General features: G+C 44.0%; 20 protein-coding genes. 15 read left to right on the top strand and 5 right to left on the bottom strand.

All coding sequences use genetic code 11. From position 1 onward, the window contains the following. The first annotated feature begins 64 nt into the window (after positions 1-64). The 8 genes from VLA77_04050 (at position 65) to VLA77_04015 (ending at position 8,883) form a co-directional block, all read left to right on the top strand. A complete protein-coding gene (locus VLA77_04050) occupies positions 65-1,243 on the top strand; it encodes an acetate/propionate family kinase (protein ID HSE29728.1) in 1,179 nt (392 codons plus the stop codon). Beyond that, entirely contained in the window at positions 1,230-3,596 is a 2,367-nt protein-coding gene (locus VLA77_04045) for a phosphoketolase family protein (GenBank protein HSE29727.1), read from the top strand. The genes VLA77_04050 and VLA77_04045 overlap by 14 nt, the downstream gene beginning before the upstream one ends. Positions 3,597-3,646: 50 nt before the next feature. Then, complete coding sequence (locus VLA77_04040; protein HSE29726.1) at positions 3,647-4,114, top strand: TspO/MBR family protein; 468 nt, start codon at positions 3,647-3,649, stop codon at positions 4,112-4,114. Between the two features lie 66 nt (positions 4,115-4,180). Beyond that, positions 4,181-4,735 (top strand): hypothetical protein, encoded by a 555-nt coding sequence (locus VLA77_04035; GenBank protein ID HSE29725.1) that lies wholly within the window; start codon positions 4,181-4,183, stop codon positions 4,733-4,735. Between the two features lie 397 nt (positions 4,736-5,132). Further along, the gene (locus VLA77_04030) at positions 5,133-5,969 is read left to right on the top strand and encodes a phytoene/squalene synthase family protein (GenBank protein ID HSE29724.1); all 837 of its coding nucleotides are present in this window, start codon (positions 5,133-5,135) and stop codon (positions 5,967-5,969) included. Beyond that, positions 5,962-7,440, top strand: a complete 1,479-nt coding sequence (gene crtI, locus VLA77_04025) for a phytoene desaturase family protein (protein ID HSE29723.1) — start codon at positions 5,962-5,964, stop codon at positions 7,438-7,440. The genes VLA77_04030 and crtI overlap by 8 nt, the downstream gene beginning before the upstream one ends. Further along, positions 7,437-7,751: a lycopene cyclase domain-containing protein gene (locus tag VLA77_04020; protein HSE29722.1), complete on the top strand. Its 315-nt coding sequence runs from the start codon at positions 7,437-7,439 to the stop codon at positions 7,749-7,751. The genes crtI and VLA77_04020 overlap by 4 nt, the downstream gene beginning before the upstream one ends. A 277-nt stretch (positions 7,752-8,028) precedes the next feature. After that, positions 8,029-8,883 (top strand): prenyltransferase, encoded by an 855-nt coding sequence (locus tag VLA77_04015; protein HSE29721.1) that lies wholly within the window; start codon positions 8,029-8,031, stop codon positions 8,881-8,883. A 13-nt stretch (positions 8,884-8,896) separates the two neighbouring features. Here the strand turns inward: VLA77_04015 and VLA77_04010 are convergent, their stop codons facing one another. Continuing rightward, a complete protein-coding gene (locus VLA77_04010; protein ID HSE29720.1) occupies positions 8,897-9,433 on the bottom strand; it encodes an alpha/beta hydrolase in 537 nt (178 codons plus the stop codon). A gap of 88 nt (positions 9,434-9,521) precedes the next feature. Between VLA77_04010 and VLA77_04005 the strand changes: the two genes are divergently transcribed. The 3 genes from VLA77_04005 to VLA77_03995 all read left to right on the top strand — a co-directional run bounded on the left by VLA77_04005 (position 9,522) and on the right by VLA77_03995 (position 11,884). After that, positions 9,522-10,799, top strand: coding sequence for an MFS transporter (locus VLA77_04005; protein HSE29719.1), 1,278 nt, complete (start codon positions 9,522-9,524; stop codon positions 10,797-10,799). Between the two features lie 65 nt (positions 10,800-10,864). Further along, positions 10,865-11,050, top strand: a complete 186-nt coding sequence (locus tag VLA77_04000; protein HSE29718.1) for a hypothetical protein — start codon at positions 10,865-10,867, stop codon at positions 11,048-11,050. 15 nt (positions 11,051-11,065) lie between these two features. After that, complete coding sequence (locus VLA77_03995) at positions 11,066-11,884, top strand: NAD(P)H-hydrate dehydratase (protein ID HSE29717.1); 819 nt, start codon at positions 11,066-11,068, stop codon at positions 11,882-11,884. A gap of 32 nt (positions 11,885-11,916) precedes the next feature. Here VLA77_03995 and VLA77_03990 read toward each other — a convergent pair whose 3' ends face one another. Beyond that, positions 11,917-12,399, bottom strand: a complete 483-nt coding sequence (locus VLA77_03990) for a VOC family protein (GenBank protein HSE29716.1) — start codon at positions 12,397-12,399, stop codon at positions 11,917-11,919. Positions 12,400-12,714: 315 nt separating this feature from the next. Then, a complete protein-coding gene (locus tag VLA77_03985) occupies positions 12,715-13,146 on the bottom strand; it encodes a helix-turn-helix domain-containing protein (GenBank protein ID HSE29715.1) in 432 nt (143 codons plus the stop codon). A gap of 53 nt (positions 13,147-13,199) precedes the next feature. Here VLA77_03985 and VLA77_03980 point away from each other — a divergent pair, with 53 nt between their 5' ends. The 4 genes from VLA77_03980 to VLA77_03965 are packed head-to-tail and all read left to right on the top strand — an operon-like array spanning position 13,200 to position 16,296. Then, positions 13,200-14,660, top strand: coding sequence for an MFS transporter (locus VLA77_03980; GenBank protein ID HSE29714.1), 1,461 nt, complete (start codon positions 13,200-13,202; stop codon positions 14,658-14,660). A 1-nt stretch (position 14,661) separates the two neighbouring features. Beyond that, positions 14,662-15,447 (top strand): alpha/beta hydrolase, encoded by a 786-nt coding sequence (locus VLA77_03975; GenBank protein ID HSE29713.1) that lies wholly within the window; start codon positions 14,662-14,664, stop codon positions 15,445-15,447. A 19-nt stretch (positions 15,448-15,466) separates the two neighbouring features. Further along, positions 15,467-15,862, top strand: coding sequence for a VOC family protein (locus tag VLA77_03970; protein HSE29712.1), 396 nt, complete (start codon positions 15,467-15,469; stop codon positions 15,860-15,862). Positions 15,863-15,897: 35 nt separating this feature from the next. Then, on the top strand, positions 15,898-16,296 hold the full coding sequence (locus tag VLA77_03965) for a cupin domain-containing protein (GenBank protein HSE29711.1): 399 nt from the start codon (positions 15,898-15,900) through the stop codon (positions 16,294-16,296). A gap of 5 nt (positions 16,297-16,301) precedes the next feature. Here the strand turns inward: VLA77_03965 and VLA77_03960 are convergent, their stop codons facing one another. Further along, entirely contained in the window at positions 16,302-16,871 is a 570-nt protein-coding gene (locus tag VLA77_03960) for a dihydrofolate reductase family protein (GenBank protein ID HSE29710.1), read from the bottom strand. Between the two features lie 60 nt (positions 16,872-16,931). Beyond that, complete coding sequence (locus VLA77_03955; GenBank protein ID HSE29709.1) at positions 16,932-18,353, bottom strand: MFS transporter; 1,422 nt, start codon at positions 18,351-18,353, stop codon at positions 16,932-16,934. Positions 18,354-18,378: the final 25 nt, after the last annotated feature.

The raw sequence follows: 18,378 nt of genomic DNA, 5'->3' as shown, positions 1-18,378 counted from the left end.
TAGCTACGCTTTATCGGGCTATTTCATACAATTAAGATATGAGGGTATAATAAGCGTAAGATTTATGAAAAGTGACCAATATATTCTGACGGTTAACGGAGGTTCATCTAGTGTTAAGCTCGGCCTATTTTTGGCCGATCGTAAAATCCTAGAAGCCACAGTCGAAAATATTGGATCCTCGGCAAGTTTAGTAACTTCCAGCGCGAAAAAGCTGGTCACTGCAAATAATCACTTAGACGCAGTTAAGTTATTAACCAGTTGGCTTGAGCCCCAGGTGAATTTTGGCAGTATTGTCGCGGTTGGTCATAGAATTGTGAATGGCGGGCCAAGCTATTACCAAGCGCAAATTGCAACGAACAACGTACTAAAGGAATTGCAAAAACTTACAGCTTTTAGCCCCGATCACTTACCGACGGAGTTAGAGCTTGTTAAGGTTTTTCAAAGTTTACTGCCGCAAGCTCTGCAGGTGCTTTGTTTTGATACAGCGTTTTACCACGACTTACCATCACGCTCACGAATTTTGCCGATCCCCCGCCATCTCGAAGCGAAAGGCATACGGCGTTATGGTTTTCATGGTTTGTCGTACGCCTATATTTTAGAAGAACTCCGGCGTGTTGAGGGCGAAAACATTGCAGATGGAAGGGTTATAATTGCTCATTTAGGTAACGGTGCTAGCCTCACGGCTTTGGAAAACTCAAAACCGATTGATACTACAATGAGCATGACGCCAGCTTCGGGCATTCCAATGAGCACTCGTTCGGGTGATCTTGATCCGGGCTTAGCTTTATATCTCTCCCGAGCTGAAGGATACGATGCTAAAAGATTTAGCCGTATGGTCAACTTTGAATCGGGACTACTGGGTATCTCGGAGACGACGGCAGATATGAAAAAATTGCTCGAGATTGAGGCCGAAGATAGTCGCGCTAAAGACGCCGTAGAAATATTTTGCTACCAAGTCAAAAAAAGTATAGGTGGTTTTGCGGCGGCACTTGGTGGACTCGACACACTTGTGTTTACTGGCGGTATCGGCGAAAATGCTCCAAAAATTAGATCGAGGATATGTGAAGAGCTTGGTTTTATAGGTGTCACACTAGACGAAGCTCGCAACCGGCAAAATGCACGCTTAATATCGGTTGACGGCGCAAAAGTCGGCGCATACGTGATTCATACCGAAGAATCGGTTACTATTGCGCGCGAAGCCAGCCAACTTTTAAAGATGAAAGGCGCTCATGAACCCCAATAACCCATTAGACGCTAAGACGCTTTATAATATTGACGCCTATTGGCGCGCTGCAAATTACTTGTCTGTCGGGCAAATTTACTTATGTGACAATCCGCTTCTTAAGCAACCATTAAGGCTTGAGCACATAAAAAAGTTGCTGTTAGGACATTGGGGTACTACTCCTGGTCAGAACTTTATCTATGCTCATTTAAACCGAGTAATTAAAGAGCGCGACTTGAATATGATTTATATCTCGGGTCCGGGTCACGGCGGTCCGGCGGTGGTCGGCAACGTGTACCTAGAGGGAACGTTTACCGACTATTATCCTAAAGTTACACAGGATGAAGCTGGGCTTAAAAAATTGTTCCAGATGTTTTCGTTCCCGGGTGGTTTGTCTAGTCATGTTTCGCCGCAAGTGCCTGGCTCAATTCATGAGGGCGGCGAGCTTGGATACTCGCTAAGTCATGCCTTTGGTGCGGTATTCGATAACCCTGATCTAATTACTGCTTGTGTCGTTGGAGATGGCGAGGCTGAAACCGGACCGCTGGCTACCGCTTGGCATTCAAATAAATTTATTAATCCAAAAACTGACGGCGCCGTGCTGCCTATTTTGCACCTCAACGGCTACAAAATTAGTAACCCAACAATATTGGCGCGGATTGATCGCGACGAATTAGATCAATTGTTTAGGGGTTATGGCTGGACTCCGTATTTTGTGGAGGGCGATGACCCAATGCAGATGCACCAGCTTATGGCGTCTAAACTCGATGAAGTTGTCAAAGAAATCAAGCAGATCCAAGCTGAAGCCCGCGAAGGTAACGATATGACCCGACCTCGTTGGCCGATGATTATTCTTAATTCTCCAAAAGGTTGGACTGGTCCAAAAACCATCGATGGCAAGCAAGTCGAGAATAATTTCCGTTCTCATCAAGTTCCGCTTACTGTTGATACTGATCATCCTGAAAACCTGGTTGTTTTGGAGCAGTGGCTCAAAAGTTATAAACCAGAAGAACTGTTTGATCAAAACGGTAAATTACTACCAGAGCTGGCTGAACTTGCGCCAACTGGTAAGTATCGCATGGGAGCCAATCCGCATGCAAACGGTGGCGGTTTCTTGCGTGAACTTGATCTGCCTGACTTTCGTGATTACGCGGTTAAGTTGGAACACCGAAGCGCTACTAACGAAGGTAATGTTCATGCGTTAGGTCCATTCTTGCGTGACGTTGTTAAACAAAATCAAACGCATCATAACTTTAGAATATTCGGTCCAGACGAACTTGTCTCTAATCGGCTCGAAGCTGTTTTTGAAGTGACCGATCGGCAGTGGTCGGCTGAAATAAAACCAACCGATGAGCACTTAGCGGCAAGTGGCTCTGTGCTGGATTCTATGCTTAGTGAGCACCAGGATCAGGGATGGCTAGAAGGCTATCTTTTAACAGGTAGGCACGGTATTTTCCATAGCTATGAGGCCTTTATTCGCATTGTCGACTCCATGGTTAATCAACATGCTAAGTGGATTAAAATGAGCAACGAACTGCCATGGCGTCACCCGATAGCTTCGTTAAATTACCTGTTAACCTCGCATGTTTGGCGGCAAGACCATAACGGATTTACACATCAAGACCCTGGTTTTATCGATCACTTGCTTAATAAAAAAGCCTCGATGGTGCGCATTTACCTGCCGCCGGATGCAAATACCTTGCTTTCTACGATTGACCACTGTTTGAAGAGTCGTAATTATATAAATCTGACTATTACCGGCAAACACAACAGCCCTCAATGGCTCACGATGGATGAGGCGATTGATCATTGCACGAAAGGCGCAAGTGTTTGGGATTGGGCGAGCAATGATGACGGTTCGGAACCAGATCTAGTAATGGCTTGCGCTGGCGATGTTCCTACGTTAGAAACACTTGCAGCCGTATCTATTCTCCGCGAGCATTTGCCGCAGCTTAAAATTCGCGTTGTAAACGTGGTTGATCTTATGAGATTGCAACCCGATACAGAGCACCCCCACGGACTTAGCGATGCCGACTACGACACACTCTTCACAAAGAACAAACAGATCATTTTTGCGTTCCACGGATACCCATGGGTGGTTCATCGCTTAACCTACCGCCGTGCCAACCGCAACTTGCACGTGCGCGGTTATAAAGAGGAAGGCACTATTACGACTGCGTTCGACATGACGGTGCGTAACGATATGGATCGTTTTCGTTTGGTAATTGACGCCATAGACTATGCTGGTATTACAGGGGAAGGGGCTCAGGAACTCAAACAGCTCATGCAGAAAAAGCTGCTTGAGCATGCGGATTATATAAAAATACATGGGATAGATATGCCTGAGGTTCGTGATTGGCAGTGGAATAACTAGAACAACCCCTAGGTTTATTGTCTAGCGGAGTCGCATGCTATAATTTTGTTATGATTAAGCTTACTAAGTTTGTCGCGTCAGTATTGATTACCTTCTCTGCCGCAGCGATCGGCAGTGTGGCTACGTCGGCCAACATTCCTACTTGGTATGCCACGCTCGCCAAACCTTTTTTTAGTCCACCTAACTGGCTTTTTGCTCCTGTATGGACAATTTTGTATTTACTGATGGGGTTGAGCTTGTATCTTGTATGGACCGCACCGTACAAAAAACCAAAAAAATTAGCCTTTATTATTTTTGGGTTTCAACTTGCGCTTAACGTTCTGTGGTCGTTGGTGTTCTTTGGATTGCAAGCACCCTGGGCAGGTGTAGTAGTCATTATTTTGCTTCTTGCCGCGATCATCGGTAATATTTATGTATTTTGGCCAATTAGCAAGTCGGCAGCTTACATGCTATTCCCATATGTTCTATGGGTTAGTTTTGCAACTTTATTAAACATTGCAGTTGCTCTTTTAAACTAGGGTAACGTCAAACCCAAGGCATAAGCCTTATTGTTATGATTTTATAAAGCTTGTAAGATTAAAGTTATGGAACAACGCGGTTTTGCTTTGATTGAGATTTTGATTATTGTAGTTATTTTTGTTCTTATCGGTGCTGGAGCTTGGTGGATTTTGAGCAAAAATAATGTTTTGAGTCCAGATTCAAAGGGTTACGTCGAATGGAGTTTTGGTGGCGAAAACTGGCAAGCTTCGGGCAATCCGCCAGCTTGTGAGGAACCGCTCACTTTAAACTCGCCAGTTGATCCGAATAAGGTCGACTCCGTTTTATTGCCGGGACAAGTGCGCGGCGGCGATTTTAAACCGCATGGAGGCCTTGCCGTGGGCAACGCCACGGATAATCAGTTAGATGTGCATACGGTTCGCGATGGATATTTGTATCGAGCCTCTCGATACATTCAAGACGGCGAAGTGCAGTATTTGTTTGATTTCATCGACTCATGTGGAGTTATGTTTAGGTTTGATCACCTAGCTACGTTAACGCCACAATTTGTGACCTACGCAAATCAACTGCCTGAGCCCCAGGTTGATGATAGTAGGACGTTCAATGTGAACGAGCGCCTTTTATTAAAAAAGACACCTTAATTGCGACCGAGGTTGGTATAAAAAAAGACAAGAATGTGTTTTTTGACCTAGGAGTTTACGACCTGCGCCAACGCAATGCTGCCTCAAAAACCGACCTTTATAAAACCGACCAGTTACGCATATCAGATAAAGAACAGTCATTTTACGCTACTTGCTGGTTTGACTATTTAACCGAACCGGCCCGGCAGATAATCAAGGCTTTGTCAGATCGCAGCGGGGGCCGCGAAGGAGAAAGCGATTATTGTATCGGGGTGCGATAATCGCCAAGTTTTTCCGCTACCGTCGCGCTATTTTGTGCCCGTGCTTGTTGGTATTAAAAAGTACAGCAACTTGTAGGCAAAACTGCACTTAGATAATATAATTTTAACAATGCTAACAAACTTAGGATTGTTTTTTTGTGGATACTTATAACAGTGTTAGTCAGTCCGCCAGCCAGGCTTTAACCAAAGCGTATTCAACTTCATTTGGAATTGCAATTAAGCTTTTACCAAGAGCAATGCGCCGGCATATATACAATATTTATGGGCTCGTTAGACTGGCCGACGAAATTGTCGATACATATCGTGGCGCCGATATGCTCGAACTTTTAAACGATCTCGAGCATGAGACATATATATCGACAACTCGCCAATACAGCCCCAATTTAATTGTTAACTCATTTGCTCTATCTGCCAAAAAGTTTGGTATAGACAAGCAAATTGTCGAGCCATTTTTTGCCAGTATGCGTATGGATGTAGATAAAACTGGCGCTTATTCTAAAACTCAGTATCAAAAATATATTCACGGCTCGGCCGAGGTTGTCGGTTTAATGTGTTTGCGAGTTTTTTGCAATGGCGACGATAAACACTATTACGAACTTTTGCCATACGCACAAAGTTTAGGTGCGGCATTTCAAAAGGTTAATTTTTTACGCGACATTAAACAGGACGTCAGTGAGCTGCATCGGTCTTATTTCCCCGGGGTGAATTTGAGTAGAATTACTGAAGAACAAAAGGATCAGATAATTGCCGATATTAAAAAAGATTTTAAAAATGCACACATAGGTCTGCTTAAATTGCCACGCAAAGTGAGACCAGCGGTCATGACAGCCTATAATTATTATTTAGCTTTATTGAATAAGATTGAATCTAGCCCGGTCGAAAAACTGTTAAGTGAGCGAATTAGAATTCCCGATCACAGCAAGATTTCACTACTTGTAACAACAATGGTTAAAGAAAACTTCAGGCGTGTCTAAAAAAATTATAATAATCGGTGCCGGAATTGGCGGTTTGGGTTTGGCCGCCTTGCTAGCCAAAAGGGGTTATGAGATTGAAGTTTTTGAAGCTCTGGATCGTGCAGGTGGCCGTGCAGGCTTGCTTAAGGAAAAAGGTTTTACATTCGACACTGGGCCGTCGTGGTATTTAATGCCGGAAGTTTTTGAGCGTTATTTTAGTTTTTTTGGTCACTCGGCTGATGAACTTTTAAATTTGCAACGCCTGACTCCGGCTTATAAGGTCTTTTACGAAAACAATGCACCACTTACGGTTACCGGCGATTTAAAACAGGACAGCGAAATGTTTGAAGGCGTTGAACAAGGAGCGGGTGCGAGCCTTGAGAACTACGTTCAGTCTGCCGAACAAACATACAAAATAGCGCTACAACATTTTTTGTACAATGACTTTACAGATAAGAAGACGCTCGCACACCCTACGATCCTAAAAAATGCACACAGATTAGCTTATTTGGCGACCACGACTTTAAACGACTACGCGTCGAAATTTGTTAATAGCCAGCCCTTGCAACAAATCTTGGAATATCCAATGGTTTTTCTGGGGACTTCCCCATTTAAAGCTCCGGCAATCTACAGCTTAATGAGCTACTTAGATTTTAAACAAGGTGTTTTTTACCCAAAAAACGGAATTTATTCGCTAATAGCAGCGATCGAACGACTTGCTTTGCAAAACGGGGCGAAGTTAAATTACAATTCGCCAATCTCTGAAATAATTGTCGAGGACAAAATGGCCATTGGCGTAAGGCTTAAAAATGGCAAAATTTTTAACGCCGACCTAGTTGTTAGCAATGCTGACCTTCATTTTACCGAAACAGTCGCTTTGCCTAAAAACTCCCAAAGTTACCCTGAAAGTTATTGGCAGAACCGCGAGGCCGGCCCTTCTGCGCTGCTGATGTACTTGGGCGTAAAAGGAGACTTGCCACAATTACAGCACCATAACTTGTTTTTTACAAACGAATGGCGTCAAAACTTCGATCATATTTTTAATCAAAAAACGTGGCCAAAAAATGCCTCTATGTACATTTGCAAACCAACTCAAACCGACAGATCGCTGGCGCCAAAAAATCACGAGAACGTTTTTGTTCTCGTACCACTGCCTGCCAAAGCGAGCAACGAAAACATTGAAAAATTCGCCGACATATACCTAGGCAAAATCGCTAAAGTAGTTGACGTTCCCGATTTTAAAAAAAGAATTGTATTTAAAAGACTATTCGGTCCGGGCGATTTTGCTGCAAAATTCAACGCTTGGAACGGTACTGCTCTGGGTATGGCCCACACTTTAGGACAAAGCGCAATTTTTAGGCCAAGTATAAAAAGCAAGAAGCTCAACAATTTGTTTTATGTTGGTGGCGGCACTTTGCCTGGTATCGGTTTGCCAATGTGCTTAATCAGCGCTGAGCTCGTGGCAGATCGAATTGCTAAGGAGTTTGCGTGAGATTTATCTACCTTTTGACGTTAAGCATAGTTTTAGTTAATTTTTTGTTGATAGATTATAGATTAAAACTGGCCTTTTTTAACAACCCCAGACGCACTGCAATCGTAATTCTGTTAAGTGTACTACTACTTGCAGTTTGGGACATTTTAGGAATAAAACTCGGCATATTTTTTGAAGGGCCATCATGGTTTACAACTGGTATATTTTTGCTTCCACACTTCCCTGTCGAAGAAGTTCTGTTTTTAATAAATCTATCTTACATATCGCTAGTTAGTTATAGATTTTTGGAGCAAAAATGGCAACGTACTTAATAATATGTCTTCCCTTTTTACTGACGTTGGCAGTACTAGTTTTTTATACTCGCAAACTGATAAATTGGAAGGTGGTCCTCGTCGCACTTGTCGTACTACTTTTGCTAACAATAATCTTTGACAGCTTAATAATTTACGCAAACATTGTGAATTATGATATTAGTAAAATCTTAGGTGTGTTTATCGGATTAGCGCCACTCGAAGACTTTAGTTACACGATCTTTGCCCTGTTCTTTGTAGTCTGTACATGGAAAATTTTAGAGGTTAAATTTAAAATATGAACCTAAAACAAATAATACTCTCATCGCGACCGATCTCTTGGGTAAACACGGCCTACCCATTTTTTGCCGGCTACTTATTTGCAACTGGAGGATTTAACTGGCTACTAGTAATTGTCACATTATACTTTTTGGTTCCATACAATCTATTAATGTATGGACTAAACGACATTTTTGATTATGAGTCCGACATCCGCAACCCCCGAAAAGGCGGCATAGAAGGCGCAATTTTAAACAAAAAGCTTCATAAAACTGTGTTTTGGGTCGCTATTGCATCCAACTTACCTTTTATTCTGGCGTTATTTTTTATGGGCGACTTACTTTCCAATTTTACTCTGGTAGTTTTGCTATTTTTTGTCATAGCCTATAGCGTACCGGGCCTACGTTTTAAAGAAAGACCTATTCTGGACTCGATTACCTCGAGCATACATTTTGTTGGCCCGCTGGTGTACGCCGCAATCTTAGTAGGTGACTTTACGGAGTTCTTGCCATTTATAATCGCCTTCTTTTTGTGGGGTGTAGCCAGTCATGCTTTTGGGGCAGTCCAAGATATTTTGCCGGACAGGCAAGCTAAAATCGCCTCAATCGCAACCGTCTTTGGTGCAAAAAACACAGTAAGGCTGGTTGTGGCTTTTTACGCACTTGCCGCCTTTTTAACAATTATTCAAGGCGGACTTGCTATAGTCGTAGGCTTGGTTAGCTTAATTTATTTATTTAACGCGTTGCCGTTTGTGAATCTAAGTGATAAAAGCTCCGAATCGGCTAATCGTGGTTGGCGTAGATTCATTTGGCTCAATATGCTTACGGGAGCCGTAATTACTGTAATTTTGCTGTATTCAGTTTCGGGGCTATAGCAGACTAGTCTCTTTAAACAATTAGCTGCTTTAATAGAAGAAAATCGTTGTATTCTTGGTCCGGCGAGCCAAAGTGTCCTTCGTCGCAGATAATTAGCCTGCCACCCAGCTTGTCAAAAAGCACCCTTCCTTGTTTGTCATCGCAGCCGTACGGATCGTCAATAGAATTTATAAAGTAAAACTGTTTAGAATTTTGCTTAATTTTATTCCAGTTGTAAGTTTTTTGCAGAACAGGCTCTGGGTTTGCATTTGGCGGCGTGGAATAGCCTGCCACTAAAATAGCTTGTTTAACCGGAGACTCTATACGCTCAAGGAGGCTTAAAATAAGCGGCGCTCCACCGGAGTGACCAATCAAAACTGTACTTTCGTTGATTGTGTGTTTGGCCAAAACTTTTGGGGCAAAGGTTTCTATAGATTCTTGATTAATCTCGGGGTAAAACGGAACTTCAACTTCGTAGCCGTTTGCCGTGAGTTGTTCGGCTAACCATGGGTACCAGCAAACATCGGGGCGGCCGCCAGTTCCGTGGAAAATAATAGCTCTTTGGTGCATGTGCTAATTATATCTTAGACTTGTGTTTTGCTGCTATAATTCCCGAACATCACAAATAAATGATCTGTCGAATGTTACAATAAACCTTATGAATCCCCAATCTCTTGCTGTACAACGAACATTTTTAACTCTTTTATTCTGTAACACCTTGGCAGCTTCGTTGATCTGGGGTGTTAATACGCTATTTTTGTTAGACGCTGGACTTTCTAATTTTGAGGCTTTCGCGGCTAATGCATTTTTCACTGTCGGAATGGTACTATTCGAAGTCCCAACTGGAGTAATTGCCGACCTCAAAGGCAGACGTCTCTCGTTTTTACTTGGTTCAGCAACTCTAGTAGTTTCAACGCTTTTGTATGTTTGGCTATGGCAAATTGCAGCACCGTTTTGGGCATGGGCTGCCGTTTCAGTATTTTTAGGCTTAGGTTTTACCTTTTTTTCGGGCGCCGTAGAGGCTTGGTTGGTTGACGCTTTAAATGCAACCGATTTTAGAGGTAAGGTAGATACGATTTTTGCCAAGGGTCAAATTGTAACTGGAATAGCGATGCTGCTTGGTTCATTCGGTGGAGGCCTAATTGCTCAGCTCAGCAACTTAGGGGTACCATACGTTCTGCGTGCGTTAATCTTGGCAGTTACCTTTGTTCTGGCCCTAATGTTAATGCGCGATTTGGGATTCAAGCCTGTTAAAAGTGAACGCCCTCTTAAAGAAGTTAAAAGGATCCTAAACGATTCTATTAAATATGGAATAAAGGTTCCTCAAGTTCGCTGGGTAATGTTAACTGCTCCGTTTGTAATGGGTGTGTCTATCTACGGCTTTTATGCATTGCAGCCGTATCTGTTAGAGCTATGGGGTGACCAAGAGGCGTATGCAATCGCCGGGCTCGCAGCAGCAATTTTAGCCGGTGCTCAAATTGCTGGCGGGTTGCTTGCAACTCAGTTATGGCGGTTTTTTAGCCGGCGAACAACAATTTTAGTGACAGGAATTACTCTAAGTGCCGTGGTCTTGGTTTTAATCGGCCTAATAACCAATTTTTGGGCAGCAATTGGCCTAGTTGTTTTATGGGGGCTCGCGTTTGCCTCCACCATTCCTGCGCGCCAAGCCTACATAAATGGCCTTATTCCGTCAAAGCAGCGTGCCACGGTTTTGTCTTTCGACTCTTTATTGGGCTCTGGCGGTGGCGTTGTAGCTCAACCATTGCTTGGTAAAGCCGCAGATATTTGGAGTTACTCTACTTCATACATACTTGCCGGCGGAATTATTGCGTTAGCGGTTCCGTTTGCAATATTAGCGCGTAAATCTGCTAAAAAAGGTGAGGCAAAAATAGCAGACCAAATTAGTCGCGGAGAAGATCCAGCCAAGGCGCAGTAGATTGCTTATTAACTACACTAAATACTTTTGCTATACTAACCATAAGCAGTAAAAAAGAAGGAAATATGGCAAAAAACCAATCGTCCAATTTAGGATTAAAAGTAGTTAATGTTGTGCTGATCGGGGTTGGTATCTACTTGATCATCATGGGGGTAATACAGAACGAATCTCAAGGTTGGCAAGCTTTCTGGCTTACACTTGGCCTCGTACTTCAGGTTACTGGCACTATTGGCTTTAGCAAAATAAAATAGCCATCGTAGCTAGTTATGAATCTCTCTAAACTCCCTCAAAGATCGCCGATTGGCCACAAAGGCACCTTTGGAACGGTTGCTGTTTTTGGGGGTTACAAAACTGATCAGAGCGTGATGTTTGGCGGAACAGTTTTAGCTGCGACTGCCGCGCTTAAAGCCGGTGCTGGTAAAGTCACGCTTGTAATGCCGCAGAATATACTGCCAGTGGCGATCGAAATGCTACCTCAAGCAGTTGGCGAATCGATGAGCGAACAATCTCATCCTAAAGCGCAATGCTTTTTGGTTGGTCCTTGCTTGGGGCGCGAAAAAACTCAGCGCACTTTACTTCAGAATTTGCTAAGCAAAAATGTGCCTATGGTGATTGACGCCGACGCACTTAGTATTATTGCCGAAAATCCCGAAGGGTGGCCGGCTAAAACCGACGCAATTCTAACCCCGCACATTGGCGAATTTGAACGTTTGACTAAGACGTTTGGAATCGATACTAATACAAGTGTGCAGTCTCGGGCAGCTAAGCTTGCGCAAAAGCTCGGTGTAGTGTTTGTGGTTAAAAATTCTACTACAACTGTTTGCAGCGGCGAGCAAACTTGGCAACTTGATAAACCCAACCCGGCCTTAGCTACTGCCGGAAGCGGCGATGTTTTGTCGGGTTTAATTGCCGGCCTGGTTGCTCAGTTCTACCCTAAGCAGCTCGATTTGTTCGAGTGCGCGCAATTAGGAGTTGCTTTGCATAGCCAGGCGGGTGAGCTTTGGAGCAAGCTACATGGCGACCAAGGACTTATTCTTGCGGAACTTATTGATTTAGTTCCTGAAGCGGCCGCGAGACTGCGATAGATTTATTACAGGGAAACAAACCCAAGAACTTATTACCTAACAGCTGCTTCAAGCTCGGCAATATCAATTTTGTGCATTCCCATCATTGCTTGCATGGCTTTGTTTGCCTTGGTCTTGTCAGGATGACTGAGTAGCTCGCCTAAACGAGTTGGTATAATTTGCCAGCTTACGCCAAATTTGTCTTTGCACCAGCCGCATTGTTCCGATTCGGGTACTGCAGATAGTTTTTCCCAGTAATAATCAACTTCAGCTTGGTCTTTGCAGGTAACGATAAACGACACAGCCTCGCTAATTTTAAAGGCTGGACCTCCATCTAAACATGTGAAACGCATACCGTCTAATTCAAACTCACCGTTGATCACTTTGCCGGCCATACCTTTAAAATGCTCGTCTAAGGATTCATCAGGATATTTGTCCATGCGAATGATTTTGGAATTTTTAAATACACTTAGGTAGTAGTTCACAGCCTCTTCAGCGTTCATATTGAACCATAGGCATGGTATGATTTTTTGCATTTATTCCCTTACTAGTTTTCTTATCGCTGCTATGGTTGGCGGTGGACTGCAGGTTTCCCGCGCAGCCCACCTATAGATGGATACCAGTTGTCGCGAGCGATTAGCTCGTGAAGGATTGGAACGCCGAGAGCGCCTCGCTAGCGTTAGCCACATCGGCTATCGCCTTTTGCGCCGCGCCTCGCAGCTGCGGAGGGAGCTCCTCCAGTGCAGCGAGTTCGGTGAGGCTCACACCGGTCATATCGAGTAGACCAGCGTTTTGAACCCTCACCTTTCCCTTCTGGTGTTTCACCATATTAATAATTTAGCATAAAATTTTTACTGATTTTTAAAAAAGGCGCGGCCGTCTTTTACGGCAAGCTGTAAATCCTGCAAAGCTTCTTCGCGTTTTGTTGAACTTTTGTTAATCCATTCTTGATCAGCGCCAGTATGCGTGTCGTGTTTTGCTCCCCAAATGGCAAAATCGATAATTAAAGGAATTAGGTCGATTCCTTTTTGAGTTAAACTGTACTCCTCTTTGCGCTTGTCGGTTTGTGAGCGTTTTTTTGTCAGAATCCCGTGGGCTTGCAATGCCGCCAAACGACGAGCCAGAGGTGCTTCTGCGATTGCTTCTTCTGAGGCTAAAAATTCGCCGTATGTTTTTTTGCCGAAATAAACGATGTCACGCACTATTAGAAGCGACCAAGGGTCCCCGATGGCTTCGAGTGTGTAGTTGATTGCGCAGTCAGATTTTCTATCCAATCGTTTCATGTTCTGAGTATAACATATTTGCTTCCATTATGGAAGTATGTTAGTATGCCCCTATGGATAAAAACCGGCCTGAAAATAACTTGCGCACGTGGCTTGGGCTTGCTGTCTTAGCTTTGCCTACCTTGGTGCTAGCTGTCGAAACAAGTGTCACTTACCTGGCACTACCCTATTTGAGTAAAGACTTGAACGCTACAGGTATCGAACAGCTTTGGATCGTAGACATTTATGGTTTCGTGCTCGCCAGTCTGCTTATTACCATGGGCAACCTGGGTGATCGCATCGGTCGTCGCAAACTTTTACTGATTGGGGCTATGTTTTTTGCAATGGCATCAGCCTTGGCAGCCTTTGCGCCCACTGTAGGATTGCTGATTTTCGCTAGGGTGCTTATGGGAATCGCTGGCGCCACGCTAATGCCATCGACTTTAGCGCTAATTAGTAACTTATTTACAGATAAAAAACAGCGCTCGATGGCGATTGGGGTATGGATGAGCTGCTTCATGGTCGGCATGATCATAGGGCCGTTACTGGGCGGTTATTTTATTGAGAAATTTTACTGGGGATCGGTATTTTTATTGGCAATTCCACCAATGATTACTTTGCTAATTGCAGGTCCTTTTTTACTTCCTGAGTTTAAGACACATAAAGGTAAGTCAACAGACCTTATTAGCGTCGGGCTTTCCTTATTAACAATCATGCCGTTAGTTTTTGGCTTAAAAAATCTCGCCTTTCAAGAACTGGGAATGTACTCGCTTCTTGGGATAGTTGTTGGGATAATTTTTGGCTTTACATTTGTACGCAGACAAAAAATAATTGATCACCCGCTTTTGGACGTTTCACTATTTAAAAACCTTACATTTAGTACCGTCGTATTTGTTATGCTTGTAGTCGCTGTACTTATGGGTGGCACTGCACTTCTTTTGAATCAGTATTTGCAGTTAGTCCAGGGCTTCTCGCCCCTTATAACGGGACTCTGGGGAGTGCCTCAAGCGGTCGGAATGCTTTTTGCATCAATAATAACTCCTATTTTGGCGCAACGCATAAGGCAAGAGACTTTAATAGTAGTCGGCTTGGTAATCGCGGCGCTTGGCTTTATGTTGATATTCATAAGTCCTGTTGGTTGGTTTCCTTTGGCGATAGCTGGATTTGTCCTAGCGACGATAGGTGTTGCCCCGACGCTAGTTCTTGGCACAGGCATCATTTTGAGCGCAGTCAGCCCCGAGAAGTCTGGTTCGGCGGCGGCAATTTCAGAGACGAGCAACCAACTGGGTGTGGCTCTTGGTGTGGCGCTTATAGGTAGCTTAGCTGCAGTGATTTTTAGCAATCAAATTTCTGTCCCGGGCGGCTCCGGTCTGGATGCTATATCTATAATCAATAGTTCCGCGCAGCATGATGTTATAGTTGCCGCTCAGAACGCCTTTGCTAAAAGTTTTAGCACGGTTGCTGCAATCGGAGCGGCGATATTTGCGGGTCTCGCCGTTCTAGTACATTTTATATATAAGAACAAGGAGAAATAATATGAATTTTGTCACCTCAAAAGATGGCACAAAAATCGCCTACGAAAAAGTTGGGTCGGGCTCGCCACTTGTTCTGGTTGGCGGGGGGCTGTGTGACCGAAAAACAAGTTCATGCGGTACGCCGTTAGCGGCTTTGCTAGCCTCAAATTTTACGGTTTACTGCTATGACAGGCGCGGCCGTGGTGACAGTGGCGGCGGCAATACTGAGCCCTATTCGGTGCAATGTGAAATTGACGATCTTAAAGCACTTGTTGCGAAGATCGGTGAACCAGTATATCTTTACGGAATGTCTTCTGGCGGGTTTTTGTCGATGAAAGCTATTGCTGCAGGTCTTGCTGTTAATAAACTTGTTGTTTATGAGCCACCATTCAGTACTCAAAGCGATGAAATAAATCAGTGGAAGCGCTATGTTATAGATGTTAAAAAGCATATAGCTAAGAGACAATACTCCGAGGCGGCTACTTTATTTATGAAAACTGCCGGGATGCCAAGCTTTATGGTTAAGATCATCAAATTAACACCAATTTGGAAAAAAGTAGTTAAGCTGGCTCCGACTCTGGCCTATGACGCTGAAATTGTAAAGGATAGAGTTTTGCCAACAAAAGATTGGCTGGTTAATATTCCGACAACTGTTATCGATGGCGGTAAAAGCCCTGTTAGTTTGCGTGAATCGGCAAAAAAACTAGCGCAGATTTTACCCCAAGCGGCGTATTTAACTTTGCTGGGTCAAACTCACAACGTTAACCCTAAGCCACTAGCATTAGCGATAACAAACAGTTTAAAATAAGGTTAACGAAAGGAACATAATGAGCATTAAAGAATTAATCGTCGCTCTTCCCACGGATGATCGCGCTAAGGCGTTTGAGTTTTATAAATCACTAGGATTTAAGTTGGCACGCAACCCAGAAAGTAACGAGCTTCCCGAGCCGCTTGAATTGAGATTGACTAGTAATACAGTTCTTATGTTAGTTCCGCGCGATGGATTTGCATTTGTGACCCATGGAAATCAGGTGGCAGCGAACGGTGTGTCCGAAGTCATGCAAACTTTTATGGTGGATGAAAAGGCCACCGTTGACGATATGATTGCAAAAGCTAAAAAAGCTGGCGCTACGATTGTAATTGAACCGAGTCAGCAGTTTATGGGCTACGCCGGCCAATTTAAAGATCTTGACGGTCATCTGTGGATGGTGGTGAATCAGTAGTTTCAGTATTTGTAATATAATCCAAAGGAGTCTTTATGAAAGGATTTTCCCAAAATATTGAAAGTCTAACTCAAGAAAACACTGATTTTCGTCGAGTTTTATATACAGGCAAAAACATGCAGCTTGTACTTATGAGCTTGGGTCCAAGCGAAGAAATCGGCTTCGAAGTTCACCCTGACAACGATCAGTTCTTAAGGTTTGAGTCCGGTGATGGCAAAGTTATGATAGATGACACAGAGTACAATGTCACTGACGGTGTTGCAGTTATTGTGCCAGCTGGCGCCAAACATAATGTTGTAAACACCTCCGACACGAACGCTCTTAAACTTTACACGATTTACTCACCGCCACACCATAAAGACGGAATAGTAAGACAAACCAAAGCACTTGCCGAAGCCAACGAAGAAGAATTTGACGGCAAAACTAGCGAATAAGCTTGCTAGATTTTACCCAAAACCATGTGAGTCGCCTGCGGACTCTGGCTAACCCCAAGATTTTTAAAATCTACTTGCCGATCGTTTAGGTGATCAAAGAGCTTTAAACCGTTTTTTAACAAAACTGGCGCCACGTGTAAATAAAATTCATCGTACCAGCCACCTTCAATGCAGGCTGCGATTGTTCCACCGCCGCCCATAACCCAAACGTCTTTGCCGTTGGCAGCTTTTACTGCCCGCTTAATAGTTTCTTCAAGCCCATCAGTAACGTAGGTAAAACCATCTTTTTGTTCGTTAATCGGTTTGTTAGTTGCTACGAATGCGGGAATTTCAAAAGGTGTTTTGCCACCCCAAGCGTCATCGATCGCAGTCACGTAAGTGTTCCCGCCCACTACAACCGCGCCCATATTTTTATGAATAGTTGCAAGTACTGCTTCATCTACTTCTGTTTTGGCGCTAAAAAGCCAATCGTGTAGTCGTTCGCCGCCTTTGCCTAATGGGTGTTCAGCGCTAATGCTTGGCCCAGCAACGAATCCGTCGAGTGACATTGTAATTTCAAGAATAATTTTGCTCATAGATCCACTTTAGCAGATGAGGCTTTAAAAAATAAGCGCCTTGTCAGGGCGCTTATCGGCTTAGTGAGTGCTTATGGGCGCACTAGACTTTGTATTCTTTGGTGATTGTATAACCAGAGAAGCAATAATCAGAGCAATAATCAAAAAGATTGAGGCCCAAAAGAATGCTTGCTGGTATCCGTGCATCGTGGCGATTACTGGGGCTTGCCCAGCAGCTAAACCTGCATTAGCCGTGGCGCTCGCAACAACCGCCAAAACCGCAACGCCCAAGGCGGCGCCTACCTGATTAGATGTGTTAATCAAACCTGATGCGAGTCCAGCCTGTTCAGGAGGAACTCCTGCGGTTGCCGAAATCGTTATGGACACAAACGACAAGCCCATACCTACTCCCATAAGAACGAAAGCTGGTAGTAAATGTAGCCAGTATGAAGATTCGGCAGTTAAGAAGCTTAAAATAAACATTGCAAGGGCAACCAGGCCAGCCCCAACAATTAACAAGGGTTTAATTCCAAATCGGCCGATTAGCTTTGGAGCATGAGTCGAAACAACGCCAATTAATATAGGAATCGGCAAAAAGCACAAACCGCTTAAAATTGGCGAATAGTTTAAAATGTTCTGCACAAAAAGCGAAGCAAAAAAGAACAATCCAAGGCCGCCAGCTACAAAAGTCAGCATAACCAGGTTTGCGCCCGTGATGTTGCGCTGCTTAAAAATGGCCAGTGGGATTAGAGGGTGTTTAGCGCGAGTTTCGTTCCAGATAAATAGTGCTATCATTGCTGCGCTCGCAACTAATGGAGTAATAACGGCAGAGCTAAACCAACCTGACTCTGGAGCCTGGGTTAATCCAAACACCAAAGTCATTAAACCCAGCGTAATTAAAACTGCGCCTGGTAAATCCAAATGCTTGCTGGCTGTGCCTTTTTGATCGACTGGGACATATTTTAAAATACCCAAGATCGTAATAATTCCAACTGGAACATTGACAAAGAAGCACCATTCCCAGCCTAAGGTTTGTGTGATTAGGCCGCCCAAAAACACGCCTACTGCCGCGCCACCCGATCCAACTATGCTCCAAATGCTCAATGCTTTGTTGCGCTCTTCTTCTTTGGCGAAAGTTGTCAGCAAGATCGACAAGGCCGCCGGCGACATAAACGCTGCAGTTAGACCCTGTAGAGCGCGCAGAACAATTAGAGTCGTTGAGTCCTGAGTTAAGCCGAGTAGCAGGGATAAGGCTGTAAAGCCGATCATTCCACCTACCAGTACTTTGCGGCGGCCAAATAAGTCGGCAGTTCGACCGCCGAGCATCAAAAAGCCACCAAAGGTCAGAATGTAGGCTGTAATCACCCACTGTAACGAACTAGTGTCAAAATTAAGCGCCTGTTTTATTGCCGGCAGCGCTACGTTTATGATTGCACTGTCTAGAACTACTAAAAACTGCGACAACGCAAGTAGTAGTAAGACCATCTTAGGTTTTTCTTTCATGTATGTCCCCGTATAGTTTGTAATC

The organism is Candidatus Saccharimonadales bacterium, from assembly GCA_035457485.1.
In the GTDB taxonomy this organism is placed as follows: domain Bacteria; phylum Patescibacteriota; class Saccharimonadia; order Saccharimonadales; family EFPC-124; genus DATIBO01.
This window is presented reverse-complemented; position numbering and strand designations above follow the sequence as displayed.

Coding starts and splice junctions, on each gene's coding strand:
- VLA77_03960 (HSE29710.1), bottom strand. CDS start 16,871: ATGAGCAAAATTATTCTTGAAATTACAATGTCACTCGACGGATTCGTT.
- VLA77_03990 (HSE29716.1), bottom strand. CDS start 12,399: ATGCAAAAAATCATACCATGCCTATGGTTCAATATGAACGCTGAAGAG.
- VLA77_04015 (HSE29721.1), top strand. CDS start 8,029: ATGAACCTAAAACAAATAATACTCTCATCGCGACCGATCTCTTGGGTA.
- VLA77_04050 (HSE29728.1), top strand. CDS start 65: ATGAAAAGTGACCAATATATTCTGACGGTTAACGGAGGTTCATCTAGT.
- VLA77_03965 (HSE29711.1), top strand. CDS start 15,898: ATGAAAGGATTTTCCCAAAATATTGAAAGTCTAACTCAAGAAAACACT.
- VLA77_03955 (HSE29709.1), bottom strand. CDS start 18,353: ATGAAAGAAAAACCTAAGATGGTCTTACTACTACTTGCGTTGTCGCAG.
- VLA77_04005 (HSE29719.1), top strand. CDS start 9,522: ATGAATCCCCAATCTCTTGCTGTACAACGAACATTTTTAACTCTTTTA.
- VLA77_04010 (HSE29720.1), bottom strand. CDS start 9,433: ATGCACCAAAGAGCTATTATTTTCCACGGAACTGGCGGCCGCCCCGAT.
- VLA77_03985 (HSE29715.1), bottom strand. CDS start 13,146: ATGAAACGATTGGATAGAAAATCTGACTGCGCAATCAACTACACACTC.
- VLA77_04040 (HSE29726.1), top strand. CDS start 3,647: ATGATTAAGCTTACTAAGTTTGTCGCGTCAGTATTGATTACCTTCTCT.
- VLA77_03995 (HSE29717.1), top strand. CDS start 11,066: ATGAATCTCTCTAAACTCCCTCAAAGATCGCCGATTGGCCACAAAGGC.
- VLA77_04000 (HSE29718.1), top strand. CDS start 10,865: ATGGCAAAAAACCAATCGTCCAATTTAGGATTAAAAGTAGTTAATGTT.
- VLA77_04035 (HSE29725.1), top strand. CDS start 4,181: ATGGAACAACGCGGTTTTGCTTTGATTGAGATTTTGATTATTGTAGTT.
- VLA77_03975 (HSE29713.1), top strand. CDS start 14,662: ATGAATTTTGTCACCTCAAAAGATGGCACAAAAATCGCCTACGAAAAA.
- VLA77_03980 (HSE29714.1), top strand. CDS start 13,200: ATGGATAAAAACCGGCCTGAAAATAACTTGCGCACGTGGCTTGGGCTT.
- VLA77_04045 (HSE29727.1), top strand. CDS start 1,230: ATGAACCCCAATAACCCATTAGACGCTAAGACGCTTTATAATATTGAC.
- VLA77_03970 (HSE29712.1), top strand. CDS start 15,467: ATGAGCATTAAAGAATTAATCGTCGCTCTTCCCACGGATGATCGCGCT.